Here is a 24,792-nt window from a genome sequence, read left to right as displayed (position 1 = left end):
GGCGCTTAGCCTTGCTCTGACGCTCCGCGTTCTTTTGCCAGCATGATCTGACGTTGGCGCTCGCGAAAACGCTCTTTGTCGGCGTCCGATGTCTCTTCCGCACACTGATGACAGGACACGCCAGCCTCATAGGCGGGGTGTGTCGTATCGTCAGGCAGGATCGGGCGGCGGCAGCCGTGGCAGAGCATATGCGGCCCTTCGCGCAGCCCGTGGCCAACGCTGACGCGGTTGTCGAAGACAAAGCAATCGCCTTCCCAAGTGCTTTCTTGTTCGGGCACCTCTTCGAGGTATTTCAGGATGCCGCCCTTAAGGTGAAAGACATCTTCAACCCCCTGACCGATCAGATAGTTGGTCGATTTCTCGCAGCGGATGCCGCCAGTGCAGAACATCGCGATCTTCTTGTTGTGGAAGCGGTCTTTGTTCGCCTCCCACCATTCGGGGAATTCGCCGAAACTTTCGGTCTGCGGGTCGACCGCCCCTTCAAAGGTGCCGATGGCCACTTCGTAATTGTTGCGCGTGTCGATCACCGCCACATCGGGCGAGCGGATCAACTCGTTCCACTCTTTGGGGTCGACGTAGTGCCCAACCTTGGCGCGCGGATCGACATCGGGCTGGCCCATGGTGACGATCTCACGCTTGATGCGGACCTTCATCTTGCCAAAAGGCGGCTTGTCGCTTGCGGCCTCTTTCCACTCCAGATCGGCGCAGCCGGGCAGGGCGCGCAGATGGGCGATCACCGCGTCGATCCCGGCGCGGGGTCCGGCGATTGTGCCGTTCACCCCTTCGGGGGCCAAAAGCAGCGTGCCCATGACCGATTGCGCCTCGCAAAGCGCCAGCAGCGCAGGCTTGAGCGCTGCGGGATCCTCAAAACGGGTGAAGTGATATAGGGCGGCAATGGTATACATGAGCGTCAAATAAGCGCTTCGGGCGCAAAGCTCAATCCGGGGCGTGCCATTGACCTAACCCACCCGCAGCCCTACCCCTTTGAGAGGAGGAGACTGCCCATGACCCATGCCCTGATCGTGATCGACGTCCAAAATGATTTCTGCCCCGGCGGCGCGCTGGAAGTACCCCAAGGCGATGAGATTCTGCGCGGCATCAATGCGCTGATGTCTGAGTTCGACGCCGTGGTCTTGACGCAGGATTGGCACCCGGCGGGGCATTCGTCATTCGCCTCTTCGCATAAGAACAATACGCCTTATGAGATCGTCACCATGCCCTACGGCCCGCAGGTGCTGTGGCCCGATCATTGCATCCAAGGCAGCATCGGCGCGCAGTTCCACCCCGAGCTGCAAGCCGACCGCGCCGATCTGATCATCCGCAAGGGCTATAACCCCGACATCGACAGCTATTCGGCGTTTTTTGAGAATGATCACCGCACCCCCACGGGGCTCGAAGGCTACCTGCGCACGCGCGGGATCGAACGGCTGACGATGGTTGGGCTGGCGCTGGATTTCTGCGTGAACTTCTCGGCTGTGGATGCGGCAAAGCTGGGGTTCAAGGTGGATGTCCGCGAAGACCTGTGCCGCGCGATCGATCTGGACGGGTCGCTGGCCAAAGCCCGCGAAGGCATGCGCGCGGCGGGGGTGACGCTGGCCTAATCCGCCGCTTTCCCCTTGCCCATCTGGCCGCGCCCTTGGCATGAAGGGGCATGCAATAAGGAACCTCCCATGGTCGACATCGCCACCCGCGTCTATAACCACAAGTGGAAGATCGACCCCATCGTGCGGTCGCTGATCGACACGGATTTCTACAAGCTGCTGATGTGCCAGTCGGTGTTTCGCAACAAGCCGGACACGCAGGTCACCTTTAGCCTGATCAACCGCTCCACCCACATCCCGCTGGCCAAGCTGATCGACGAGGGGAGCTGCGCGAGCAGTTGGATCACATCCGCTCGCTTAGCCTCAGCCGCGGTGAGAGCACTTGGCTGCGCGGCAATACCTTTTACGGCAAGCGCCAGATGTTCCGTCCCGATTTCATGGAGTGGTTCGAAGGCATGCGCCTGCCACCCTACCATCTGGAGCGGAAGGGCGATCAATATGAGCTGACCTTTGAGGGCAAATGGCACGAGGTCATGCTGTGGGAGATCCCCGCGCTGGCGGTGCTAATGGAGCTGCGCAGCCGCGCGGCGCTCGACCCGATGGGCAAGTTCGAGCTTCAGGTGCTTTACGCCCGCGCCATGACCCGCGTCTGGGAGAAAATCGAAGCGCTGCGCGAGGTGGATAACCTCTCGATTGCGGACTTTGGCACCCGGCGGCGGCATTCGTACCTCTGGCAAGACTGGTGCGTGCAGGCGATGCATGAGGGGCTGGGAAATGCTTTCACCGGCACCTCTAACTGCCGCATCGCCATGATGCGCGAACTAGAGGCGATTGGCACCAACGCCCATGAGCTGCCGATGGTCTATGCCGCGCTGGCCGATGATGATGCCGAACTTGCCCGCGCACCTTACGACGTGCTGTCGGATTGGCATGACGAACACGAAGGCAATCTGCGGATCATCTTGCCGGATACCTATGGCACCAAGGGTTTCCTTGATCACGCGCCGGATTGGCTGGCGGGCTGGACCGGCATCCGCGTCGACAGCGGTGATCCGGCCACGGCGGCGCAGACGGCCATCGACTGGTGGCGCGCGAGGGGGAGGATCCGACGACAAAGCGAGTGATCTTTAGCGACGGGCTCGATGTGGACAAGATTAAGGAGTTGCATGCGCAGTTCGCGGGCAAGGCCAAAGTTTCCTTCGGCTGGGGCACCTTGCTGACCAATGACTTCCGTGGGCTGGTGCCGAATGATGCGCTGGCGCCGTTCAGCCTTGTCTGCAAAGCGGTCAGCGCTAATGGGCGGCCTACGGTCAAACTCTCGGACAACCCGAACAAGGCGATGGGCCCGGCGGATGAGATCGCGCGCTACAAACGGGTCTTCGGGGTAGGAGAGCAGGACGCGCAGCAGGTGATCGTCTAAGGGTCAGTCCTGACCAATGGCCGTCATCGGAAATTCCGCCGTGGCGATCAATCCGTCGGACTGCCAGTCATAGTGCAACGTGCCACCGACCGCGCGGGTCAGCGATTGGATGATCCGCGAGCCGCTGTCGCGGTCGGATTTCGTCACCTCCGGGCCACCGATTTCCTGCCAGACGAATCGCAGACGGGCGGGCGCTTGAAGAAGCGCGATGTCCAGCGACACCCGCCCCGTCTCGGTGCTGAGCGCGCCATGTTTCACCGCGTTTGTCGCCAGCTCATGCAGGGCCAGCGTCAATGGTGAGACGAGGCGGTGCGAAATCAGCGGGTTCGCCCCCGAGAGTTTGATCTGCTCTTCGGTGGCCGAGGTATAGGCGCGAATGATCGGCCCTATCAGGGTTTTAAAATCCACCTCATGCTGGTCACTGCGGCCAATCGTGTCGAAATGCGCCGCGCCCAAAGCCGAAAGCCGGTCGATCACCTTTTTGGCAAAGGCTGCTGGGGTCGGCTCTTCGCGGGCGGTCAAACGGACCATGGCGGTCATGACGTTCACAATATTGCGCAGCCGGTGCAGCAACTCGTCATCGGCCAGTTTGCGGTGTTCGCTTTCTAATCGGCGGCGTTCGGAGACATCGAGTTGCGAGCCGAAGAAATAGATCAGGTTGCCGTCTTCGTCATTGATCGGGCCCAGTTGCAGGGCGTTCAGAAAGCGGCTGCCGTCTTTGCGGTAGTTCACGATCTCGACCGTATCGACCCGGCGGCCCAACAGGATGTTGCGCACCGCGTCGATACTTTCGCGCGTGGTATCCGGCCCTTGCAAAAAGCGGCAGTTCTGCCCGACAATCTCCTCCAAGCGGTAGCCGGTAAGATCGGTGAAAGCCTCATTAACATAGACGATCGGATTGTCCGGCAGGGTCGGGTCGGTGATGCACAGCGGCAAGCGGGCGTAGCGCACGACCTTGCCTAAAACGTCATCGGTCAGGGTCTGCCGAGCGGCCGAGACCGTCTTGTCGTTCATGAATTGCCGCCCTTCGCTCGAAACTGGCCGACAATGTGCCCTGTGCGTGGCTTTTGGGTCAACCCGCATACTGGGGTTTGGGCCATATTTGTCTACTAGATGCTGTATGCGCGATCGCGTTTCGTCTTGCTCAATAAATGCGGCTTGTCATGAAGGGTCGAAAATGCGTAATTGAGGGCGCTTGGTGTCCCGAGAAGCGCCTGTTGGTGTGGGACCGAAAAGGGAATTCAGTAAGGGGTCGCATGACCCCGAAGCCGAAGCCGCCCCCGCGACTGTAAGCGGTGAGCCAATGCCCCTCGTGCCACTTGTCCATTCGGACGGGGAAGGCGGGCAAAGGTCACGACCCGCGAGCCAGGAGACCTGCCAGGCAAGTGAAACGCTAGATGCCGTCGGGTGTGACGGTAAGGAGAATGAATATGACGACAATGATTAAGACCGCCGGCGCCACGCGCAGCAAATTCGTACCCGCGCTGTTCGCCGCCGTATTGGGCGTTGCCCTCATGGCGCTGACCGGCCATGTGCAGGCCGCAGCTCTGCATGATGCCGCCCATGACGTGCGCCACGCGACAGGCTTTCCCTGCCACTAAGCGCCACGTCATTATCACATGGGTCCGGGCTGCCAGCACGCAGTCCGGCTATCTGTGATTCTGCCGTCCGTCTGCTTTTGCTAGCCTCTTGTTGATCCGCTGTGCTCACTTTCCATCGCATATCGCGTTGGGAAGGGCCTACCACGTCTAGAGGTCTGGTGACGGTCTCGGTCCGCTTCTTGCGCGGCGCCGTCTTTCATTTCGTATCCAAGGACCATTTCGATGTTCTCTCGTTTCCTAACCTCCGCCCTCTTTGCTGGGGCGTCCGCCGGTTTGCTGACCGGCCTGCTGCAGCTCTATTTCGTGCAGCCCGTTCTACTGCACGCCGAACTTTATGAGACCGGCGCACTGGTGCATTTCGGTGCTGATGCGGTCAGCGCGCATCCCGATTTGCCCGGTTTCGATGCCGTCCGCGATGGGCTGAGCCTGATTTTCACGATGCTGACCTATACCGCCTATGCGCTGATCCTCCTTGCCGCGATGAGCTTTGGCGAAGAGCGCGGCGCGTTGATCGATGGCCGCTGGGGCATCCTTTGGGGTATGGCGGGTTTCGTCGCTTTTCACCTCGCGCCGGGGTTCAGCCTTGCGCCCGAGGTGCCCGGCGTGGCCGCGGCAGATATCACCGCGCGGCAGATCTGGTGGTTCGCCACGGCCGGGGCGGCGCTGGTGGCGCTCTGGCTGCTGGCCTTCGGCAATGGTTGGGCCGCATGGATCGGCACGGCGGTGTTGCTGTTGGCCCCGCATGTCGTCGGTGCACCCGAGCCCGACAGCTTCAGCGGCCCGGTGCCCACTGAGATCGGCGCGCTTTTTGCCGCCCGCGCACTTGGTATCGGCCTTGCCGCATGGGTTCTGCTGGGCAGCTTCGCCGGGTACTTTTGGCAACGTGAAGGCGCGCGTAGCGCCTGAGGGAGGTCAAGATGGACAGATCACTGGCACTATTCGCCATCGGATTGGTCTTTGGCGGTGGCATTGGTTTTGCCATCGCCGCAAGCAACGGTGTGACCTTCGACGGCCATGACCATGGCGACCCTGCCGCCCATGGCGGGATGGACCACGGCGGCGCAGACCACGCACGTATGAACGGCCAGCCTATCGCGCTTGCCGCCGAAGACGCCCCCAGCCTCGCGATCCGCGTGACACCTGACCCAATGTCAGGCCATAACCTTTACGTAGAGACCGAAGGCTTTGCCTTTGCCCCGCAAAACGCCAGCGGGGACAACCAACCGGGCGAGGGCCACGCCCATGTCTATGTCAACGGCACCAAGATCGGGCGGCTTTATGGCCCGTGGCTGCATCTGCCTGATCTGCCCAAGGGCGCGGTCACGGTTGAGGTCACGCTTAATGCCAATGACCACCGCCCCTTGGTGGTAAACGGTGCGCCGATTACCGCGCGCGAGGTGCTGACAGTTGAATAATCGCCCCGCTTCCCCTTTTCATAACGGGCCGGAGCGCATACCCGGCACGCATAACCCGATGGGACCAGATCAATGAGCACGACCCTACATGTCTGCATGACTTGCCGCGCAGGCGAGGTGCTGGAAGAAGACGCACCGCGCCCCGGCGCGCAGCTTCATGCCGCCCTTGACGCCACAGGCGCGCCCGAAGGCGTGACCATCGTGCCGGTGCAATGTCTTTCCGCCTGTTCGCAGGGGGCCGCCGTGGCGCTCTCTGCGCCGGGCAAATGGTCCTATGTTTATGGTCGTCTGACCAAGGAAGACGCCGCCGACATCCTTGCCGGTGCCGCCGCCTATGCCGCCACCGAAGACGGGTTGGTGCCATGGCGCGAACGCCCGGTCATCTTTCGCAAGCAAAGCCTTGCGCGTATCCCCCTTTGACCCTGCCGCAGGAGCCTTCCGCATGAGCGATCTCGCCAAAATTCCCGTTACCGTCATCACCGGCTTTCTCGGCGCTGGTAAAACCACGCTGATCCGCCACCTGATGACCAATGCAGGCGGGCGTCGCCTTGCCCTGCTGGTCAATGAGTTTGGCACCGTGGGTGTGGATGGCGACATCCTGAAATCCTGCGCCATCGACGATTGCCCGGCTGAGAATATCGTCGAGCTGGCCAATGGCTGTATCTGCTGCACCGTGGCGGATGACTTTATCCCGACCATCGAGGCGCTGATGGCCCTGCCGACCCGCCCCGATCACATCCTGATCGAAACCTCCGGGCTGGCCTTGCCGAAACCACTGCTGAAAGCCTTTGACTGGCCCGCGATCCGGTCCAAGATCACCGTTGATGGAGTCATCGCGCTGGCCGATGCCGAGGCCGTGGCCGCGGGCACTTTCGCCGCTGATGTCGCCGCCGTAGATGCGCAGCGTCTGGCCGATGACAGCCTTGACCACGAAACCCCGCTCTCTGAGGTTTTCGAAGATCAAATCTCCTGCGCCGATATCATCTTGATGTCCAAGGCCGATCTGGCCGGTCCAGAAGGGCTCGCCAAGGCACGCAAGGTGATCGAAGACGAAAGCCCGCGCGAGATCCGATCCTTGAGATGACCGAAGGCGTGATTGACCCCAAGGTCGTGCTGGGCCTCAACGCCGCTGCCGAAGACGACCTCGCCGCGCGCCCTCGCATCATGACGGCCACGACGATCACGAGCATGACGATTTTGAAACCGTGGTGATCCCGATGCCGGAAGTGGCGGATGTCGATGCACTGGTGGCTTCAATCGAACGGCTTGCGCGCGAACAGAACATCCTGCGCGTCAAAGGCTATGTCGCTGTCGAGGGCAAACCGATGCGCCTGTTGGTGCAGGCCGTGGGCGCGCGGGTGCGTCAGCAGTTCGACCGCCCTTGGGGCAGCGATCCGCGCGCCGGGCATTTGGTGGTCATCGCCGAACATGACGACATCAACCTCGCCGCGATACGCGACGTATTGGGAGCCTAACCGCGCATGCATGTCGTCTTTCGCGAAAGCCACGGGTTGGAGGATACCGACACCCCCTATGATCCGGGCCAAACGCCCGCCGATCTGGTGGTGCTGTCGTTTTCCGACAGTGACCTCGGCGCTTTCGCGGCAGGCTGGCATCGCGGTGGCGGCAAGGAGGGCAAGCTGCCCTCCCTGCGGTTGTGCAACCTTGTGGCGCTGCGGCACCCTGCATCGGTCGACAACTACATCGAACAGACGCTGACCGGGGCCAAGGGCATCTTGATCCGTCTCATCGGGGGCGAAAATTACTGGCCCTATGGCATCATGCAGGTCCAAGACTTCGCCCGCCGGAATGACATCGCTTTGGCCGTGTTGCCCGCTGATGGGCGCGAGGACCCGGGGCTGGACGCGCATTCAACGCTGCCTGTCTCTACCCTGCGCCGTCTTGCGCATCTATGTGACGCGGGCGGGCCAGTGGCGGCGCAGGCCGCACTTGCGCAGATGGCGCTGGCGGCGGGGTTCTATGCCGGGCCGGTGATGGGCACGAAAACGGTGCCCGACTGCGGTTATTACGACCCTGATCAAGGCGTCGTGCCTTTTGCCGATGCGGCGGGCGATACTGTCGCTGTCACATTTTACCGCAGCTACCTTCTGGCTGCCGATACCGCGCCCGTCGATGCACTGATCCGCGCCTTGCGTGCCGCGGGGCTGAATGCCATCGGGCTGTTTGTCCCCTCGCTGAAATCCGATCCCGCGCGGAGCTTTTTGGACGATGCATTGGCCGCGATGGAGCCGGTTTCAATCATCAACGCCACCGCTTTTTCGGGCCGTGGGGATGACGGCAGCTCCCCGCTCGACGTGCCGGGCTGCCCGGTGTTCCAAGTGGCACTTTCAACCGCGCGGCGGCGTGATTGGGACGAGAGCGAGCGCGGCCTTTCGCCCGCCGATCTGGCCATGCATGTGGTCCTGCCCGAGGTGGATGGCCGTATTTTCACCGGCGTCGTCAGTTTCAAAAGCCCCGAAAAACGCGACCCCGATCTGCAATATTCCCGCTTTGCCCACCGCGCCGAAGATGCCCGCATCGCCGCCGTCGTGGCGCGTGTGCTGGGCTGGCATCGTCTGGCGCAGACCCCTGCGGACGCGCGCAAACTGGCACTGGTGCTCTCGACCTATCCGGGGCGGGACGATCAACTTGCCCACGCGGTCGGGCTTGATGCGCTGGCCAGTGTCGAAGACATGCTGATGCGTCTGGCGGGCGAGGGCTATAGCGTCACGCCGCAGATCGGTTTTGGCCGGAGCCTGACCGAACAGCGCATTTCGTGGCCGCTTGCCGACTACCACGCCGCCTTGGCCAGCCTGCCACAGACGCTGCGCGATGACCTTCGCGACGCATGGGGCGCGGTTGAGGATGATCCGCTGGTTCAAGATGGCGCGTTCCACTTTGCCGCGCAAACCTGCGGCAACGCGCTGGTCGCGCTGCAACCGGAACGCGGCGATCTGCAAGACCGCGAAGACAGCTATCACGACCTCGCTCGCACCCCGCGTCATTCCTATGTGGCCTTCTACCTCTGGCTGCGCGCACAGGGGCGCCACGCGTTGGTGCACATCGGCGCGCATGGCACGCTGGAATGGCTGCCGGGCAAGGCAGTGGCCCTGTCAAACGATTGTTGGCCCGAGGCGCTGACCGGTGATATGCCGGTGATCTATCCGTTTATCGTCAACGATCCCGGCGAAGCGGCACAGGCCAAGCGGCGCATCGGGGCGGTGACGCTGGGCCATCTGCCCCCGCCGCTGAAAGACAGCGAAACGCCCGAGGGGTTGTTGCGGCTGGAACGGCTGCTGGATGAATATTCTACCGCCGATGGGCTCGACCCCGCGCGCCGCGACCGTCTGGTCGACACGATCCGCGCCGAGGCGCAGGCGGCGGGGGTCGAAGATGACCTTGGCCTTGATGCCGCCAGTTCCGCCGCCGAGGCGCTGACCCGCATTGACCGTTTCGTCTGCGACATCAAGGAGAGCCAATACGGCGATGGCCTCCACATCTTTGGCGCGGGAGAGGGCGAATGGGATGGGCTGTTGACCGCGCTTGCGGGGCGGCGCGTCACCTCTGGCCCATCGGGTTCGCCCTATCGCGGGCGGTCGGATGTGCTGCCCACGGGGCGCAACCTCTATGCCGTCGATCCGCGCGGCGTACCCAGCCGGGCCGCCCATGCGCAGGGGGTGAAACTGGCCGAGGAACTGCTCAGGCGGCATTTGCAGGACAACGGCGACTGGCCGCGCGGGTTGGTGATTGACCTTTGGGGCTCCGCCACCATGCGCACGGCGGGCGAAGAAGTCGCTATGGCCATGCATCTCGCGGGGCTTGCGCCAAAATGGGATGACGGCAGTGAGCGGGTGTCGGGCTTTGAGGTACTGCCGCTGACCTTGCTGGACCGTCCGCGCATTGACGTGACATTGCGCATCTCGGGCCTGTTCCGGGATGTGTTTCCGGGGCTGGGACAGGTCTTCGAGGCAGGCGCGGCAGCACTGGCCGAACGCGAAGAAGCGCCCGATATGAACCCCTACCTCACCCGCACGCCGCGCGTCTTTGGCCCCAAGCCCGGCCTTTACGGCGTGAACATGGAAGCGGCTCTGCAAGACTACTCGGACGCAGGTCGCGCCGCGGCGGGGGAGGCGTGGCTGAGCGGCTCCGAATGGGCGATCAACGCCCAAGGCGAAGCGCATCAGGACCGCGCCGCGCTGGAGGCGCAGTTGCACCGCGCCGATGGCTTTGCCCATGTGCAGGACTTGGCCGAAAGCGATATCCTGCTCGCGTCGGACTATGCCAGCCACGAAGGCGGTTTTGCCGCCGCGATGGCGCATCTGGGTGCGCAGAAGCCCGCGATGTACCACCTTGACCACACCCGCGCAGGCAGCCCCCGCGCGCGGTCGATGCCCGAAGAAATCGCCCGCGTCGTGCGCGCCCGTGCCGCCAACCCCGGCTGGGCCAGCGGCATGATGCGCCACGGTTTTCGCGGCGCGGCAGAGGTGGCGGCGACGCTCGACAACCTCGCCGCCTTTGCGCATCTGACGCGCGAGGTGCCTGCGCATCTCTTTGACCTTTATTTCGATGCCACGCTGGGCCGCGACGATCTGGTGGCCTTTCTGGAGGCCGAGAACCCCGCCGCTTTGCAGGCCATGCGCGACCGTTTCGCAGCCCTTCGAGACGCAGGGCTTTGGATGACCCGCCGCAATTCGATCTCGGCCACCTTGGACGGGGTGGAGTGAGCACGGTTCCCGTCATCAAGGGCTGGTGCCCCGGCGCGCTGCGGCCAATGCTGTCGGGCGATGGGCTGGTGGTCCGCCTCCGGGTGCCGCAGGGGCGGTTGACCCCAGCCCAAGCACGTGGCGTCGCAGAACTGGCGCTGCGGTATGGCAACGGGATGCTCGACCTGTCGAACCGGGGCAATCTGCAACTGCGCGGGATTGATCCCGAGCGGCGTGAGGGGCTGATCGACGCGCTTCGTGCGCTAGCATTGATTGATGTGAATGAGGGGGCTGAACGGCGGCGCAACCTCATGGTGATGCCCTTCTGGCAAGCGGGCGATGATACGGATCATCTGACCCAGCAGTTGACCGTCGCTGCGCAGAGCCACGCGCTGCCCGCTGTCTCCAGCAAATTCGGCTATGCGGTCGATGCCGGGGCGCAGCCGGTGTTGCAGGCAGACCCCGCCGACATTCGATTTGAGCGGGCGGCGGACGGGCGGCTTTTGCTCTGCGCTGAGGGGGCGGAGATGGGAAAGCCCATCTCCCGCGATACCGCCGTGACCGAGGCCATCGCTTTGGCCGCATGGGTTCGCGCGCAGGGTGCCACCCGTGCCGCCCACGCATTAGAGGCGGGGGCGACCTTACCTCCCGGTTTCGACCATCCCCGCCAAAGCGCCCTCAGCACTCCGACGCTCGGCCTTTATCCGGCGGGGGCGCTGGTCGCCTGCGCTTTTGGTCAGATGGACGCGGAAACGCTCACCGCCCTTGCCGACCTCGGCCCTTTGCGCCTGACCCCGTGGCGGATGGTGCTGATCGAAGGTGCCACCGAACTCCCCGACTTGCCTAGCCTTATCACCGATGCCGCCGACCCGCTCTTGCGCGTTGTCGCCTGTATCGGCGCGCCCGGTTGCGCACAGGGCCGGGGCGAGACGCGCGGGCTGGCGCGGCGCCTTGCTGCCGTGGTGCCAAAGGGGCAACGCCTGCATGTCTCGGGCTGCGCCAAGGGCTGCGCCGCGCCGCGTGCCACAGACATCACCCTGACCGCCACCGCGCCAGCGCGCTATGACCTCATCCAAGAGGGTCGCGCCGATGCCCCACCTGACCTGCGCGGGCTGTCCCCCGCCGCCATCGCCTCTTACCTTAGAAAGTCCGCCGATGCCCCATAGCTATATCACCGACGGTGCCGAGATTTACCGCCAGTCCTTTGCCACCATCCGTGCCGAGGCGGCGCTAGCGCGTTTCACCCCCGAAGAAGAGATCGTCGCCGTGCGCATGATCCACGCCGCGGGCATGGTCGGGCTGGAGGAACACATCCGCTTTTCCGAAGGCATGGCCGTGGCCGCGCGGGCGGCGCTGGAGGACGGCGCGCCGATCCTCTGCGACGCCTACATGGTCAGCGAAGGCATCACCCGCAAACGCCTGCCGCGCGAGAATGAGGTGATCTGCACCCTGCGCGACCCCTCAGTGCCGGATTTGGCCGCCGAGATGAGCAACACCCGCTCCGCCGCCGCGCTGGAACTGTGGCGGCCGCATCTGAAAGGCGCGGTGGTGGCCATCGGCAATGCGCCGACGGCGCTGTTTCACCTGCTCAACATGCTCGAAGACCCCGACTGCCCGCGCCCGGCGGCGATCATCGGCTGCCCGGTGGGCTTCATCGGCGCGGCGGAATCGAAAGATGCGTTGATGCAAGATTTGCCAGTGCCTTCGATGATCGTGCAGGGGCGTTTGGGCGGCTCGGCGATCACCGTGGCGGCGGTGAACGCGCTGGCAAGCAGGGTGGAATGAAGATGGGCAAGGTTATCTGCGCGGGCCTCGGCCCCGGCGACCCGGAACTGATGAGCGTGAAATCCGACCGCGCCATTCGCGGCGCGCGGCATTTGGCGTATTTCCGCAAGAAAGGCCGCGCGGGCCAGGCGCGCCGGATCGTCGAAGGGATGCTTCGCGACGACGTAGTGGAATATGCGATGGAATATCCCGTGACCACGGAGCTGCGGTTCGATCGCCCGAGTATCGCGCCCAGATGGTCACCTTTTACGAGGAATGGGCCGACCGGCTCGAAGCACTGGCGCAGGATCACGAGGTGGTTGTGCTGTGTGAGGGCGACCCTTTCTTCTACGGCTCCTTCATGCACCTGCACACCCGGCTTCAGGGCCGCGCCGAGGTCGAGGTGCTGCCCGCGATCCCCGGTATGGTGGGCTGCTGGAACGCGCTGGATACGCCCTTCACTTGGGGCGATGACGTGATGACCGTGCTGATGGGCACATTGCCCGAGGCCGAACTAACCGAGCATATGAAACGCGCTGATGCGCTGGTGGTGATGAAGACGGGCCGCAACCTGCCAACTGTGCGCCGTGCACTGGCGGCGGCGGGCAAGCTGGACGACGCATGGCTGGTGGAGCGTGGCACCATGCCCGATCAGCGGGTGGCGAAACTTGCCGAAGTGGCCGATGACGACTGCCCCTATTTCGCAATCGTCTTGGTCCACGGTCAGGGCCGCAGACCGGAGGCAGACACATGAGCGGCACTCTTTTTATCGCGGGGCTTGGCCCCGGTGACGCGGCACTGGTCACGCCCGAGGTGACCGAGGCGCTGGCGCAGGCCACCGATGTCATTGGCTATATCCCTTATGTTGCCCGCGTCGCCCCGCGCGAAGGGCTGACGCTGCATCCCACAGACAACCGCGTGGAGTTGGACCGCGCGACCCATGCGCTGCAATTGGCACAGGCTGGTGCGCGGGTAGTGGTAGTGTCTTCCGGCGATCCGGGCGTCTTTGCCATGGCCTCGGCGGTGTTCGAGGCGGTGGAGCGTGACCCGGCGTTCGAGAGCGTCGACATTCGAGTGCTGCCCGGTATCACGGCGATGCTGGCGGCGGCAGCGCGGCTCGGTGCGCCCTTGGGTCATGATTTCTGTGCGATCAACCTCAGTGATAATCTTAAGCCTTGGACGATGGTCGAGCACCGTCTGCGGATGGCCGCGCGGGCGGATTTCGCCATGGCCTTCTACAACCCACGCAGCAAGTCGCGGCCCCATCAGTTTGCCGAAGCGCTGGACATTCTGCGCGCCGAATGCGGGCCGGATCGGCTGATCACCTTTGCTCGCGCCGTTACCACACCCGACGAGGCGTTCAACACCGTCACATTGGGCGAGGCCACACCGGAAATGGCGGATATGCGCACCGTGGTAATCGTCGGCAATTCAGCGACGCGCCGGGTTGGGCGCTATGTCTATACGCCGCGCAGCGCGGTATGATGTAGCCAATGCATCACCTCGGTCACATCATTGGCGGCCACCTCGCCCGGCAGGACGGGCCGGTCGGCCAAAATCACCGGCAGGCCAAGCGCGCGGGCGGCATCCAGCTTGGCCCGCGCGCCGGAGCCACCGGCGTTCTTGGCGACCAAATGGGTGATCGCATGGGTCTGCATCAATGCGGTATCCCCCGCCACGTCGAACGGCCCGCGGGCCAGCACGACCGTCGCCCGTGGCAGCGGCAGCGGATCTTGCGGCGGATCGACGAGGCGCAGCAGGTAGCGGTGCTGCGGTTTCGCGGCAAAAAGCGCCAGTTGCTGCTTGCCGATGGCCAGAAACACCCGCGCCGGGCTGTCGGGCAGGGCGGCGGGCAGATCGGTGATATCGGGTACAAAGGTCCAATCGTCGCCCTCCTGCGGCTCCCACGGGGGCGCTCGAACCGCACCAGCGGCAGGTCTTGTCGGGCGCAGGCGACAAAGGCATTGTTGCTCATCCCTGCGGCAAAGGGATGGGTGGCGTCGACGACGTGTGTGATCGCCTCGGCCTTGAGGTAGGCCACCAGCCCGGCCACGCCGCCAAACCCGCCGACGCGGGTGGGCAGGGGCTGGGCCACCGGACTGTCGGTGCGTCCGGCATAGGAAAACACCGCGTCGATATCGGCTTTGACCAAGGCGCGAGCAAGGGCGCTGGCTTCGGTGGTGCCACCCAAAAGAAGGACGCGCATAATGGGTGACCCTTGGCTCAGCATCATCGGAATGCCCGACGATAGCGCGGATGCCTTGCCCCCGGCAAGCCGCGCGGCGCTGGCTGGGGCCGAGGTGATCTTTGGCGGGCCGCGTCACTTGGAACGGGCGGCTGTGGGCATGCGCGGGCGCGCTTGGCCGGTGCCTTTCTCTGTCGAGCCGGTGCTGGCCGAGCGGGGCAGGCGGGTGGTGATGCTGGTCTCGGGCGATCCCTTTTGGTTTGGCGCGGGCGGCAGCATCGTCGGTGCGCTGGACCCGAGCGAATGGCGCAGCCTGCCCGCGCCCTCGACCTTCTCGCTGGTGGCCAATGCGCTTGGCTGGCGGCTTGAGGAAGTCTCGTGCCACGGGCTACACGCGGCACCGCTGGCGCAATTGCGCGGTGTGTTGCGTCCCAAGGGGCGGATGATCTGCTTGCTACGTGATGGGGACGCGCCTGCAGCACTGGCGGAGTTTCTCTGCGAACAGGGCGCAGGTACGGCGCAAATGCATGTGGCCGAACGGCTTGGCGGCCCCGATGCGCGGCTGCGCGCGGTGCAGGCCGATGGGTTTGATCTGACGGATGTGCAAGCCCCCGTGGCTGTTGGCGTGGACCTACCCGAAGGCATCGGCTTGCCCCGCACCCCCGGCCTGCCGGATGATTGCTTTGCGAGCGATGGCCAAATCACCAAAGCGCCAGTGCGGGCGTTGACGCTTTCGGCCCTCGCCCCCGGCCCTTAGACCTGCTGTGGGACATCGGCGCGGGCAGCGGCTCGGTCTCGGTCGAGTTCTGTCTTGCGGGCGGTCACGCCATCGCCTTTGAACAACACGCCGCGCGGGTGGAGAATATCACCCGCAACATCGCAGATTTCGGCCTGCCCGCTCGGATGCAGGTCGCCCATGGCCGCGCACCGGAGGTCTGGGCGGGACATCCTGTGCCTGACGTTGTCTTCGTCGGCGGCGGTGGCAACGCGGCGCTTTACGATGCCCTGCTGCCTGCGTTACCAGCGGGCACGCGGCTGGTCGCCAATGGGGTGACGCTGGAAACCGAGGCGCTTTTGGCGCAGCTTCACGCGGCGCATGGGGGCAGTCTTTTGCGGATCGAACTGGCGCAGGCGGCACCTTTGGGCCGGATGCGCGGCTGGCAGCCGCTGCGGCCCGTGGTACAATGGAGCGTGACACTATGAGGATGGCCGGGATCGGATTTCGGGGCGCGGCAAGCGTGGCGTCATTGCGCGATGCGCTGGCACGGGCAAACCCCGAGGGCCTCAAGATCGACGCGCTGGTGACCGAAGCGGCAAAGGCCCGCGCGACCGTGTTTCGCGACTTTGCCCAAGAACTCGGCGTGCCGGGGCTGGGCATCACCACCGAGGATTTGGGCCGTATGATCACACCTACACAATCGGCCCGGATCGAAGACCGCTTTGGCACCGGATCACTCTCGGAAGCCGCCGCTCTGGCCGCTGCCGGGCCGGGGGCCGTATTGGTTGCCGAGCGCGTCGTTTCGGGCGATGCCATGGCAACTGCGGCGATTGCCGAGACGAAAGGAAAAACACCGTGACTGTACATTTCATCGGAGCGGGCCCGGGGGCGGCGGACCTTATCACCCTGCGCGGGCGCGACCTGATCGCGGCCTGCCCGGTCTGCCTCTATGCCGGATCGCTGGTGCCCGAAGCACTGCTGAGCCATTGCCCCGAGGGCGCGCGGATCGTCAACACGGCGCGTCTGTCGCTGGACGACATCATGGAAGAAATTGCAGCCGCCGCTGCCGCAGGGCATGACGTGGCGCGGCTGCATTCTGGCGATCTGTCGGTCTGGTCGGCGATGGGCGAACAGCTGCGCCGCTTGCGCGAGATGGGCATCGCCTATGATGTCACGCCGGGGGTGCCGTCCTTTGCCGCTGCGGCGGCTGAGTTGGGGGCCGAATTGACCCTGCCGGGCGTGGCGCAATCGGTCATCCTCACCCGCACCTCGGGCCGCGCCACCGCGATGCCGGAAGGGGAGACACTCGCCAATTTCGCCCGCACCGGGGCGACGCTGGCCATCCATCTGTCGGTCCATGTGCTGGATAAAGTCGTCGAAGACCTGACGCCGCATTACGGCGCCGACTGCCCTGTTGCCGTGGTCTGGCGCGCAAGCTGGCCCGATCAGCGCATCGTCAAAGCGACGCTTTCAACCCTGCGCACCGAGGTCGGCGAAGAAATGGCCCGCACGGCGCTGATCCTCGTGGGCCGCGCTCTCGGCGCTGAGGATTTCGGCGAGAGCCGCCTTTACGCCGCTGACTATGACCGTCGCTTCCGCCCCGTCGGCGCCGAGCCGCGTTTCCCGGAGACCTCTTCATGATCCCCCCGGCCTGCTGATTTCCGCCCCCGCTTCCGGCACGGGCAAGACGACCCTGATGCTGGGCCTGCTGGCCGCGCTGCGTGCCGAAGGTGTCGCGGTGCAGCCGTTCAAAAGCGGACCGGACTACATCGATCCGGCCTTTCACACGGCGGCGTCGGGGCGGGCGTCGTTCAACCTTGATAGTTGGTCGATGGACCGCGCGCGGATCGAAGGGCTGGTCGGCAATGCCGATGGGGCTGAATTGATCCTTGGCGAAGGGTCGATGGGGCTGTTTGACGGTGTGGCCAAGCCGGGCGCCTGTGGCAATGGCGCCAGCGCCGATGTCGCGGCGCTGATGGGCTGGCCGGTGGTGCTGGTGCTGGATGTGTCGGGCGCGGCGCAATCGGTGGCGGCCACGGCGCTTGGCTTTCGCGAGATGCGGCCCGATGTGAAACTGGCAGGCGTGGTGCTGAACCGCGTCGCCTCCCCCGGCATGAAACCTTGGTCCGCGCGGGGATGGAGGCTGTGGGCATTGAGGTTTTCGGCGCGCTCCCACGCCGGGTCGAGATCGAAATGCCAGAGCGTCACCTTGGGTTGGTGCAGGCCGGAGAGCAGGAGAACTTGCCCGATCTGTTGGGGCAGGCGGCAGCTTTCGTTGCCGCGCATGTCGATATCCCCGCGCTTCGGGCCGCCGCGCGGGGCACCTTGCAGAACCCGCCTGCGCCCACAAAGATCACCCCGCCCGGACAGCGCATTGCGCTGGCGCAGGACAACGCTTTTGCCTTTGTCTATCCACATTTGCTGGCGGGATGGCGGGCGGCGGGGGCGGAGGTTTTGCCCTTCTCCCCGCTGGCCGATGAGGCCCCCGACGACAGCGCCGATTGCTGCTGGCTACCCGGCGGCTATCCTGAGCTTCATGCAGGCAAGCTTGCCGCCGCTGTACATTTCCGCAAGGGGCTGCGCGACTTCGCCGAGACGCGTCCCGTGCATGGAGAATGCGGGGGCTATATGGCGATGGGCGCAGGCATCATCGACAAAGAAGGCACGCGTCACGAGATGGCGGGGCTTCTGGGGCTGGAGACATCCTTTGCCAAGCGCAAGATGCATCTGGGTTACCGTCAGGCCGATCTAAACGCGCCGATCCCCGGCCATTCCGCGCGGGCCGAATTGCGGGGCCATGAGTTCCACTATGCCACGATCCTTGCCGAGCCCGACGCGCCGCTGGCCCGCATCACCGACGCCAATGACCTTGAGGTGCCCGAGACTGGTTCGGTGCGTGAGTTCGCGGGCGGCGGGCGTGCCACGGGGACGTTCTTTCACATGATTGCGGCGCTGTGATGGGGGCTTCGTTTCCTTTGTCTCCTCCGGCCCCGGTGATCCGGAACTGCTGACCGTCAAAGCCGTGGCGCGGTTGCAGGCGGCTGATGTGGTGCTGTTCGATGACCTGAGCGCGGGGCCGATCTTGGAGCACGCGCGGGCCGATGCCGACCTCATTGGCGTGGGCAAACGGGCCGGGCGCGCCTCGCCCAAGCAAGATCATGTGAGCCGGGTGCTGGTCGATCACGCTCAGGCCGGGCTGAATGTCGTGCGGTTGAAATCCGGTGACAGCGGCATGTTCGGGCGGCTGGAGGAAGAGATCATCGCGCTGCGGGCAGCGGATATCCCTTTCGAGATCGTGCCGGGCGTGACCGCCGCCTCCGCCGCCGCCGCGACCGCAGGCATCCCGCTGACCCGCCGCATGACGGCGCGGCGGGTGCAATTCATTACCGGCGCAGATGTGACTGGCGAACTGCCGAGTGATGTGAACATGGCCGCCTTGGCCGATCCGATGGCGACCACCGTGGTCTATATGGGCAAACGCACCTTTGCCGGGCTTGCCGCGCGGCTGATCGAACACGGGTTGCCCGGCACCACGCCCGCGCTGCTGGCCGAGGCGGTTTCGACTCCGGCGGAGAAGGTGCAGCGCTTTACCATCGAAACTCTGGCGCGCCATCTGGAGAGCGCCAGCAGCACCACGCCCGCGCTGATCTTTTACGGGCCTTTGGCCGAGTTCGAAGTGTGAAAGTCTTCGTTTGCACCTCTTGCACCGACGATGGCGGCTTTCTGGACGTGGTCCGCGCCGGATTGTCTGACGTGGCGGTCGAGGGCATCGACTGTATGTCAGGCTGCACACGGGCGCAGACGGTTGCCTTTCGCGCGCCGGGCAAGGTGGCCTATCTGTTCGGAGAGATCACGGAAGCCGACATGGATGATCTGCGCCGCTTCGTGACGCTCTATGCCGCCTCTTCTGATGGCACATTCCCCGATGCGCGGGTGCTCGGTGGGCTGCGTTTGAAGGCGATCGCGAGGATACCGGGATGACTGATCTGGAACTGACATTGATCGGCATCGGCACCGGCAACCCTGAGCATCTGACGCTGCAAGCGATCCGGGCGATGAACGCGCAAGACCTGATCCTGATCCCGCAAAAGGGCGCGGGCAAGGGCGATTTGGCAGGTCTCCGGCGCAGCATCTGCGACGAGGTGCTGACCAATGAGGCGGTGCAGATCGTCGGCTTCGACCTACCCGTGCGTGACCCCGCGATTGAGGAGTATCGCGCCCGCGTCGACCAGTGGCATGACGCGATCGCGGATGCCTGGCGCGCGGCAATGGCGCAGCATCCAACGGCGCGGCGGGTGGCGCTGCTGGTCTGGGGCGATCCGTCGCTCTATGACAGCACCCTGCGCATCGCCGCGCGGCTGGATCCTGCACCGCGCATGACCGTGATCCCCGGCATCACCTCCCTACAAGGGCTGACCGCGTCTCATGCGATCCCGCTCAATGAAATCGGCGCGCCCTTCTTGGTCACAACCGGGCGGCAGTTGCGCGATCACGGCTGGCCCGAAGGGGTCGATACGCTGGTCATCATGCTGGATGGCGACTGCGCTTTTCAGACGTTGGAGCCTGCGGGCGTAACGATCTGGTGGGGGCCTATGTCGGCATGGCCGAAGAGATCATCCGACACGGCCCACTCGCCGAGATTGCCGAAGACATCATCGCCACCCGTGCCGCCGCTCGGGCGGCGCATGGCTGGATCATGGATATTTATCTGCTGCGCCGAGGCTAAGGCTCAGGTATTTGGGTCAACCTTGCCGCGCATTGCCTTAACCTCGCCACGCACCTTCTTGGCCTTGAGGCGGCGTTTCTTTGAGCCAAGCGTCGGGCGGGTCGCGATGCGGCGTTTGGGCGGGGTCAGGGCGGTGCGGATCAACTCGGCCAGCCGCTCGCGGACCAACTCGCGGTTGCGGGCCTGACTGCGGGTTTCGTCACATTGCAACACCAGCGCGCCTTCGGTGGTCCAGCGCCGCCCGGCCAAACGGCGCAGGCGGTTTTTGACGGGCTGCGGCAGCGATGGCGAGGTGGCGGCCTCGAACCGCAATTCCACCGCCGAGGAGACCTTGTTCACATTCTGCCCGCCGGGGCCGGAGGCGCGCATGAAGCTTTCGGTCAGCTCCCAGTCGTGAATGGCGATGTCATCGTTGATGTGCAGCATGGGCTCTCCTTGCCCGGTAACATGCCAGTCTGCGCCGTGAGGGTGAAGGGGGAATGCGAAATGGGCCGCTCCTTGCGGAACGGCCCAATCGAATGGTTTCAGGAGGGGGATCGGTTAGACCGATGTCCACCAGGTGGTTGCACTGCCAGGGGCTGCCCTAGCAAGAAACCCCGCTGGCTGTTCCGACACCTCGCTCCAATACCTTTCTTGACACTGGATCACCTCCTTTACATTTGTTGAACTCACCCTGAGCGTTGCACAGGTTTTGAAATTCGCAAAGCGTTTTTTGGACGGTGCGGCGGCAAGGGGCGGGCCCCTTGCGCCGGTATCAAGCGCGGGCGGTCAGCCGTGCGGTCAGCAGCCGGAAGGGGATCAGCGCAACCAGTGCGATGGCCAGTTTCACCGACCAATCCGCCACGGCGAGCGAGACCCAAAGCGGCGCAACGGGGCCTGCGCCCAACAGCGGCAAAGCCTCGGTCGCCCAAGCGACATCGGTCGCGGGGTGGATGAACGACAGGCTGGCCGAGAACGCGATGGAGAAAAACAGCGCCGTGTCGATCGCGCTGCTGATCAGCGTGCTGATCAAAGGCGCGCGCCACCATGCGCCATCGCGAAAACGGTTAAAGATCGTCACGTCCAACAGCTGCGCCACGAGGAAGGCCGAGCCCGAGGCGATCGCGATGCGGACCGTCACCAGCGGACCGAATTCGCCCATGATCTGTGTCCCAATGAGCGAGCAGATCAACCCGACGACAAACCCCACCAACACGACCCGGCGCGCGGCAGAGGCACCGTAAAGGCGGTTCATCACATCGGTGACGAGGAACGCCAGCGGATAGGTGAAAGCGCCCCAGGTCAGCCATTGGCCAAAGAGGAACTGAACAAGGATATTCGAGGCCACGACGATGGCGGCCATGGCAAGAATGCCGGGGAGATAGGTGCGTGTCATATGTGGACCGTTTTGTGCAAGGGTGCGGCGACTTGGCCTGCGGGGATCGCAGACGGAACGGTCTTTAGCCCTCAACACCCGGTTTGGCAAGGATCAGCTCGACGACCTCGTTGCGCTGCATGACGAAGAAGTTGTCGTCCGACAGCAGAGTCAGCCGGGTTCGCCCCGCCGCGTCCTGCCATGTGCTGAGCGCTTCGAGGTTATCATATTGACCGGGGCCGGAGGTCAGCAATGTTACCTCCCCAAGTCCCGGCGCGGTCAGGTCAAAACTGCGGATGCGGCTGCGAAAGCCCAATGGCGTGATCGTCCGCTCTAGCAGATAGAGCGTGCCATCCTCGGCAAAGTCCGCGTCTACCGGCAAGAACGGCCCTTGGCGCGGGATCTTCGCGGCGATTGTCCATGCGGTGCCATCAAAGGCATAAAGCGGGATGGGGCCCGATGTGGGGCCGCCGCCTTCGGGGGCCGCAAAGAGCCGTCCATCGGGATGGGCGGCCAATGTCTCCATCCCCGCGTTCGGCGCGAAGCCAGCGAAGTCGTCATGTCTGGGCAGAGGGGTGGTGACACCGCTTTCAGGCGCAAGCCGAGCGACGTGGTGATCGTGTTCGAACGAGATGTAGAGTTGCCCAGTGTCGTCAAGCGCCAGCGCTTCGGCATCGCGCATCTGGCCGCGCAGGGCTTTGCCATCGGCTCCTTTGAGCGGGGCGTTTTCCTCAAGCTCAAGCGCCACCAGACGGCCCGCTTCGCGGACCATGCGCGCCTGCACGACGCGGCCCCGGTCCGAGACCGCCGTCAGGCGGGTGCCATCGGCGTTGACCTCGACCCCCGAAAAGCCGCCGAACCACGGGGCCGGGTGGCGCCATGTCAGCACGCTGTCGACCTGCACCACCGGCTCTGTCTGCGCGGCGGGGGCCACGCAGGCAATGAGCAGGAAGAACGGGAGACAGGCGCGGATCAGTTTGCGTTCAAAACGGCGTTGCATTGGGCAGGCAGGTCCGCAAGCAGGATGTCGCGCTTGGGCTTGGGTTTCGTTTTGGGGGCCGTCGGATCCGGTTTTGGTGGGTTCAGGATATTGGCCTGCCACTGCCGCGCATCGGCGCAGCCGTCACCCGGCGGGGGCGGGGCCTGATCCACACAGCCGCGCGCGCCTGTTGGGCAGGCGATGCGGACGTGGAAATGATAGTGATGCCCGTACCAAGGCCGGATTTTGCGCAGATAGCTGCGGTCGCCCTTTTCATCGGCACACATCTGTACCTTCGCGCCGGGGAAGACGAAGATGCGGGCGGTGCGGGGGTCTTGGGCCGCGGCCTTGACCACCTCGTGATGCGCGGGCGTCCAAGAGGAATTGACATAGGCCCCACTCGCCCGGCGCATGGAGATCGACGAGATGTTCTCGCGCTGCGCCCGGCTGAGGTTGAGGGATTTGGGCGGCAGCATCCAGATATCGGCATCCAGCCCGATCTGGTGGCTGGCGTGACCGGTCAGCATCGGCCCCCGCGCGGCTGGCTCATATCGCCCACATAGATGCCTTCCCAGCCCGGCTGCTGCGCGGCCTTGCGGCTGAGTTTTTTGACCATGTCGACCATCTCAGGATGGGCCCAGTTGCGGTTGCGCGACAGGCGCATGGCCTGCCAAGTCGGACCCGTCTCGGGCAATTGCTCGGCCCCGGCGAGGCACCCTTTGGAGTAGCTGCCGAAAGCCGCCGAGGATTGCGTGGAGGCAAAGCTTTTGGCGCCAAAGAGCCGCTTGGCGGCGACCGTGCTTAATGCGCCGCCCGAAGAACCGATGGTCGGCAGGGCGACTTTCTCACCGCTGATGTCGGTTTCGGTCCGGTCGCCCCCGCAAGACGCCAGCGCAAAGGCCAGTGCCACGGAGGTCAGGGTGCGAAGCAGCGTCATGTGGCGAAATCTCCCTTGGGTTTGACCCACGCTAACAGGATCAAACCGACGATGAAAAGCCCCACGACGGGGGTGATGCCCAGCCGTTGGCTGCCGGTGAGGTCACTGGCCAAGGCAATCAGCGCCGGGGCGAGGAACGAGGTCGCCTTGCCCGACAGCGCGTAAAGGCCAAAAGCCTCGGTCATACGCTCGGGGTTTCCTTGTCGTGTCAGCATGTTACGCGAGGATGCCTGTAGCGCACCGCCCGCCGCCCCGATAGAGGCACCAGCGACGTAGAAGAGGATATCCGGCAGGGCAGACCCCTCAGGCAAAGAAACGCCCATGACAGAATTCGGCCCCAACGAGATGATCAAACAGGCAGTCGCCACAAGGATGATGCAGCAGGCCACGATCACCGGCATCGGCCCGATGCGCCGGTCGATCCGCCCGCCCAGCACGCAGAACACCGCGCCCGAGATAGCGGCAAGGATGCCAAAGATGCCGATCTCTTGAATCGACCAATCCAGCACGCCAAGCGCATAGACCCCGCCGAAGGTATACATGCCATTCAGCGCGTCACGGTAGAACATCGAAGAGCCGAGATAGGCCAGCAGCGAGGGATGCTTTGGCAGGCCCCGTAGGGTGCGCGCCAGATCCGACAGACCCGCACCCACGCGGTAGCGTTGCGCTCCGGGTTTCGGCGTGTCGCGCACATAGAGGAAGAAGGGGATCATGAAAACGGCGTACCAGATCGCCGCAAGCGGCCCGACAATGCGGGTGTCGGCCTTGGTCGCCGGGTCCAGCCCGAACAGCGGCGTCAGCCCCGCCATGGTGCGCCCGTTCGCGCCACTTTGTAACAGGGCGATCATCGCGATCAGCGCCAGCACCCCGCCCGCATAGCCAAAGGCCCAGCCATCGCCAGAGATGCGCCCGCGTTCACCCGGGTCGGGGTGCAACTCGGGCAGATAGGCATTGGTAAAGATCGTGGCGAATTCCATCCCGACCAAGCCGATGCCGAAAAAGAACAATGCCCAAAGCAGAGAGAAATCCGCCGGGGCTGTCCACCACAGGGCGGCTGCGCCGATCACATACATCGCCGAAAACAGCCAGATCCATGGCATCCGACGGCCCGAGGAATCTGCCACCGCGCCCAAGATCGGCGCCAGTATGGCAATCGCGATCCCGGCCAGCGCCAGACCATAGCCCCAATAGGCCTGCGCTTGGGCTTTCGCGGCGGAAAGCTCCATCCCGCCGTCGACCAGCGCGTTGGTCGCGGTTTGGGCGAAATAGGGGCCAAAGATAAAGGTCAGCAGCAGGGTGTTGTAAGGCTGGCTGGCCCAGTCGAAAAAGTACCATCCCCAGATGCGCTTGCGCCCGCCTGTCTGTGCCATGTTGCGCCCCTTCGCGGCCTGCTCTTTTCCAAGTTAGAGCAGGGCGCGGCGCAAGGCGCAAGCGCCAGTCGTGGCGGGG

The 24,792-nt window shown here is 64.5% G+C and carries 19 protein-coding genes, 8 pseudogenes and 1 riboswitch; of the genes and pseudogenes, 19 read left to right on the top strand and 8 right to left on the bottom strand.

Annotated elements, in window-relative coordinates:
• Nucleotides 1-5 precede the first annotated feature (5 nt).
• Nucleotides 6-905 (bottom strand): oxygen-dependent tRNA uridine(34) hydroxylase TrhO, encoded by a 900-nt coding sequence (gene trhO, locus ACFQAU_RS07200; protein ID WP_132444170.1) that lies wholly within the window; start codon nucleotides 903-905, stop codon nucleotides 6-8.
• Between the two features lie 99 nt (nucleotides 906-1,004).
• Here trhO and pncA point away from each other — a divergent pair, with 99 nt between their 5' ends.
• Together pncA and pncB are read left to right on the top strand one after the other, a co-directional pair.
• Nucleotides 1,005-1,601 carry a bifunctional nicotinamidase/pyrazinamidase gene (gene pncA / locus ACFQAU_RS07195; RefSeq protein ID WP_132443884.1) on the top strand — a complete coding sequence of 199 codons (597 nt, stop codon included), beginning with the start codon at nucleotides 1,005-1,007 and terminating at the stop codon, nucleotides 1,599-1,601.
• A gap of 69 nt (nucleotides 1,602-1,670) precedes the next feature.
• Nucleotides 1,671-2,961, top strand: a pseudogene (gene pncB, locus ACFQAU_RS07190) (nicotinate phosphoribosyltransferase).
• Between the two features lie 3 nt (nucleotides 2,962-2,964).
• Here pncB and ACFQAU_RS07185 read toward each other — a convergent pair.
• Nucleotides 2,965-3,975: a PAS domain-containing protein gene (locus tag ACFQAU_RS07185; RefSeq protein ID WP_132443882.1), complete on the bottom strand. Its 1,011-nt coding sequence runs from the start codon at nucleotides 3,973-3,975 to the stop codon at nucleotides 2,965-2,967.
• A 165-nt stretch (nucleotides 3,976-4,140) separates the two neighbouring features.
• A riboswitch (cobalamin riboswitch) is annotated at nucleotides 4,141-4,357 on the top strand.
• Nucleotides 4,358-4,391: 34 nt separating this feature from the next.
• On the opposite strand from ACFQAU_RS07185, the gene ACFQAU_RS07180 reads away from it, so the two are divergent.
• The 10 genes and pseudogenes from ACFQAU_RS07180 to cobJ all read left to right on the top strand — a co-directional run bounded on the left by ACFQAU_RS07180 (nucleotide 4,392) and on the right by cobJ (nucleotide 13,929).
• On the top strand, nucleotides 4,392-4,562 hold the full coding sequence (locus tag ACFQAU_RS07180; protein ID WP_132443881.1) for a CbtB domain-containing protein: 171 nt from the start codon (nucleotides 4,392-4,394) through the stop codon (nucleotides 4,560-4,562).
• A gap of 222 nt (nucleotides 4,563-4,784) precedes the next feature.
• Entirely contained in the window at nucleotides 4,785-5,468 is a 684-nt protein-coding gene (locus tag ACFQAU_RS07175; RefSeq protein WP_132443880.1) for a CbtA family protein, read from the top strand.
• An 11-nt stretch (nucleotides 5,469-5,479) separates the two neighbouring features.
• A complete protein-coding gene (locus ACFQAU_RS07170; protein ID WP_132443879.1) occupies nucleotides 5,480-5,977 on the top strand; it encodes a hypothetical protein in 498 nt (165 codons plus the stop codon).
• Nucleotides 5,978-6,049: 72 nt separating this feature from the next.
• Nucleotides 6,050-6,397: a DUF1636 family protein gene (locus ACFQAU_RS07165; RefSeq protein ID WP_386281410.1), complete on the top strand. Its 348-nt coding sequence runs from the start codon at nucleotides 6,050-6,052 to the stop codon at nucleotides 6,395-6,397.
• Nucleotides 6,398-6,419: 22 nt separating this feature from the next.
• Nucleotides 6,420-7,452: pseudogene (gene cobW / locus ACFQAU_RS07160) on the top strand (cobalamin biosynthesis protein CobW).
• Nucleotides 7,453-7,458: 6 nt separating this feature from the next.
• The gene (cobN, locus tag ACFQAU_RS07155) at nucleotides 7,459-10,701 is read left to right on the top strand and encodes a cobaltochelatase subunit CobN (protein ID WP_132443877.1); all 3,243 of its coding nucleotides are present in this window, start codon (nucleotides 7,459-7,461) and stop codon (nucleotides 10,699-10,701) included.
• Complete coding sequence (cobG, locus tag ACFQAU_RS07150; RefSeq protein ID WP_240791550.1) at nucleotides 10,698-11,846, top strand: precorrin-3B synthase; 1,149 nt, start codon at nucleotides 10,698-10,700, stop codon at nucleotides 11,844-11,846. Before cobN ends, cobG begins: the two co-directional genes overlap by 4 nt.
• Complete coding sequence (locus ACFQAU_RS07145) at nucleotides 11,836-12,465, top strand: precorrin-8X methylmutase (protein WP_132443876.1); 630 nt, start codon at nucleotides 11,836-11,838, stop codon at nucleotides 12,463-12,465. The genes cobG and ACFQAU_RS07145 overlap by 11 nt, the downstream gene beginning before the upstream one ends.
• A 2-nt stretch (nucleotides 12,466-12,467) precedes the next feature.
• Nucleotides 12,468-13,198: pseudogene (locus ACFQAU_RS07140) on the top strand (precorrin-2 C(20)-methyltransferase).
• The gene (cobJ, locus tag ACFQAU_RS07135; protein WP_132443875.1) at nucleotides 13,195-13,929 is read left to right on the top strand and encodes a precorrin-3B C(17)-methyltransferase; all 735 of its coding nucleotides are present in this window, start codon (nucleotides 13,195-13,197) and stop codon (nucleotides 13,927-13,929) included. Before ACFQAU_RS07140 ends, cobJ begins: the two are co-directional and overlap by 4 nt.
• Here the strand turns inward: cobJ and ACFQAU_RS07130 are convergent.
• A pseudogene (locus ACFQAU_RS07130) lies at nucleotides 13,905-14,650 on the bottom strand (cobalt-precorrin-6A reductase). The gene cobJ and the pseudogene ACFQAU_RS07130 sit on opposite strands and share 25 nt — an antisense overlap.
• Before the next feature lies 1 nt (nucleotide 14,651).
• Here ACFQAU_RS07130 and ACFQAU_RS07125 point away from each other — a divergent pair.
• The 7 genes and pseudogenes from ACFQAU_RS07125 to cobF all read left to right on the top strand — a co-directional run bounded on the left by ACFQAU_RS07125 (nucleotide 14,652) and on the right by cobF (nucleotide 20,073).
• Nucleotides 14,652-15,832 (top strand): annotated as a pseudogene (locus tag ACFQAU_RS07125) (bifunctional cobalt-precorrin-7 (C(5))-methyltransferase/cobalt-precorrin-6B (C(15))-methyltransferase).
• Nucleotides 15,829-16,206, top strand: coding sequence for a cobalamin biosynthesis protein (locus ACFQAU_RS07120; RefSeq protein ID WP_067940166.1), 378 nt, complete (start codon nucleotides 15,829-15,831; stop codon nucleotides 16,204-16,206). Before ACFQAU_RS07125 ends, ACFQAU_RS07120 begins: the two are co-directional and overlap by 4 nt.
• Nucleotides 16,203-16,988, top strand: coding sequence for a precorrin-4 C(11)-methyltransferase (gene cobM / locus ACFQAU_RS07115; protein ID WP_132443873.1), 786 nt, complete (start codon nucleotides 16,203-16,205; stop codon nucleotides 16,986-16,988). Before ACFQAU_RS07120 ends, cobM begins: the two co-directional genes overlap by 4 nt.
• A gap of 55 nt (nucleotides 16,989-17,043) precedes the next feature.
• Nucleotides 17,044-18,305: pseudogene (locus tag ACFQAU_RS07110) on the top strand (cobyrinate a,c-diamide synthase).
• A complete protein-coding gene (cobA, locus tag ACFQAU_RS07105; protein WP_386281401.1) occupies nucleotides 18,292-19,029 on the top strand; it encodes a uroporphyrinogen-III C-methyltransferase in 738 nt (245 codons plus the stop codon). The pseudogene ACFQAU_RS07110 and the gene cobA overlap by 14 nt, the downstream one beginning before the upstream one ends.
• Nucleotides 19,026-19,328 (top strand): DUF1636 domain-containing protein, encoded by a 303-nt coding sequence (locus ACFQAU_RS07100; protein ID WP_132443870.1) that lies wholly within the window; start codon nucleotides 19,026-19,028, stop codon nucleotides 19,326-19,328. The genes cobA and ACFQAU_RS07100 overlap by 4 nt, the downstream gene beginning before the upstream one ends.
• Nucleotides 19,325-20,073: pseudogene (gene cobF, locus ACFQAU_RS07095) on the top strand (precorrin-6A synthase (deacetylating)). The gene ACFQAU_RS07100 and the pseudogene cobF overlap by 4 nt, the downstream one beginning before the upstream one ends.
• Nucleotides 20,074-20,076: 3 nt before the next feature.
• Here the strand turns inward: cobF and arfB are convergent.
• From arfB to ACFQAU_RS07070, 5 genes and pseudogenes are all read right to left on the bottom strand, one after another.
• Nucleotides 20,077-20,499, bottom strand: coding sequence for an alternative ribosome rescue aminoacyl-tRNA hydrolase ArfB (arfB, locus tag ACFQAU_RS07090; RefSeq protein ID WP_067939814.1), 423 nt, complete (start codon nucleotides 20,497-20,499; stop codon nucleotides 20,077-20,079).
• Nucleotides 20,500-20,827: 328 nt separating this feature from the next.
• Nucleotides 20,828-21,448 carry a queuosine precursor transporter gene (locus ACFQAU_RS07085; RefSeq protein WP_132443868.1) on the bottom strand — a complete coding sequence of 207 codons (621 nt, stop codon included), beginning with the start codon at nucleotides 21,446-21,448 and terminating at the stop codon, nucleotides 20,828-20,830.
• Nucleotides 21,449-21,512: 64 nt separating this feature from the next.
• On the bottom strand, nucleotides 21,513-22,427 hold the full coding sequence (locus tag ACFQAU_RS07080) for an esterase-like activity of phytase family protein (protein ID WP_132443867.1): 915 nt from the start codon (nucleotides 22,425-22,427) through the stop codon (nucleotides 21,513-21,515).
• Nucleotides 22,400-23,343 (bottom strand): annotated as a pseudogene (gene mepA / locus ACFQAU_RS07075) (penicillin-insensitive murein endopeptidase). The gene ACFQAU_RS07080 and the pseudogene mepA overlap by 28 nt, the downstream one beginning before the upstream one ends.
• The gene (locus tag ACFQAU_RS07070; protein ID WP_132443865.1) at nucleotides 23,340-24,713 is read right to left on the bottom strand and encodes an MFS transporter; all 1,374 of its coding nucleotides are present in this window, start codon (nucleotides 24,711-24,713) and stop codon (nucleotides 23,340-23,342) included. Before ACFQAU_RS07070 ends, mepA begins: the two are co-directional and overlap by 4 nt.
• Nucleotides 24,714-24,792 lie beyond the last annotated feature (79 nt).

Source organism: Sulfitobacter profundi, from assembly GCF_042661425.1.
Taxonomy (GTDB): Bacteria; Pseudomonadota; Alphaproteobacteria; order Rhodobacterales; family Rhodobacteraceae; genus Sulfitobacter; species Sulfitobacter profundi.
The sequence above is the reverse complement of the archived record's forward strand: the minus strand, read 5'-3'. Positions and strand labels throughout refer to the sequence as shown.

Bases quoted from the DNA above. Each gene is read 5' to 3' on its own strand.
- ACFQAU_RS07165 (WP_386281410.1), top strand. From the start codon at position 6,050: ATGAGCACGACCCTACATGTCTGCATGACTTGCCGCGCAGGCGAGGTG.
- ACFQAU_RS07080 (WP_132443867.1), bottom strand. From the start codon at position 22,427: ATGCAACGCCGTTTTGAACGCAAACTGATCCGCGCCTGTCTCCCGTTC.
- ACFQAU_RS07175 (WP_132443880.1), top strand. From the start codon at position 4,785: ATGTTCTCTCGTTTCCTAACCTCCGCCCTCTTTGCTGGGGCGTCCGCC.
- ACFQAU_RS07185 (WP_132443882.1), bottom strand. From the start codon at position 3,975: ATGAACGACAAGACGGTCTCGGCCGCTCGGCAGACCCTGACCGATGAC.
- cobN (WP_132443877.1), top strand. From the start codon at position 7,459: ATGCATGTCGTCTTTCGCGAAAGCCACGGGTTGGAGGATACCGACACC.
- ACFQAU_RS07145 (WP_132443876.1), top strand. From the start codon at position 11,836: ATGCCCCATAGCTATATCACCGACGGTGCCGAGATTTACCGCCAGTCC.
- ACFQAU_RS07070 (WP_132443865.1), bottom strand. From the start codon at position 24,713: ATGGCACAGACAGGCGGGCGCAAGCGCATCTGGGGATGGTACTTTTTC.
- ACFQAU_RS07170 (WP_132443879.1), top strand. From the start codon at position 5,480: ATGGACAGATCACTGGCACTATTCGCCATCGGATTGGTCTTTGGCGGT.
- cobJ (WP_132443875.1), top strand. From the start codon at position 13,195: ATGAGCGGCACTCTTTTTATCGCGGGGCTTGGCCCCGGTGACGCGGCA.
- ACFQAU_RS07120 (WP_067940166.1), top strand. From the start codon at position 15,829: ATGAGGATGGCCGGGATCGGATTTCGGGGCGCGGCAAGCGTGGCGTCA.
- ACFQAU_RS07180 (WP_132443881.1), top strand. From the start codon at position 4,392: ATGACGACAATGATTAAGACCGCCGGCGCCACGCGCAGCAAATTCGTA.
- ACFQAU_RS07085 (WP_132443868.1), bottom strand. From the start codon at position 21,448: ATGACACGCACCTATCTCCCCGGCATTCTTGCCATGGCCGCCATCGTC.
- arfB (WP_067939814.1), bottom strand. From the start codon at position 20,499: ATGCTGCACATCAACGATGACATCGCCATTCACGACTGGGAGCTGACC.
- trhO (WP_132444170.1), bottom strand. From the start codon at position 905: ATGTATACCATTGCCGCCCTATATCACTTCACCCGTTTTGAGGATCCC.
- pncA (WP_132443884.1), top strand. From the start codon at position 1,005: ATGACCCATGCCCTGATCGTGATCGACGTCCAAAATGATTTCTGCCCC.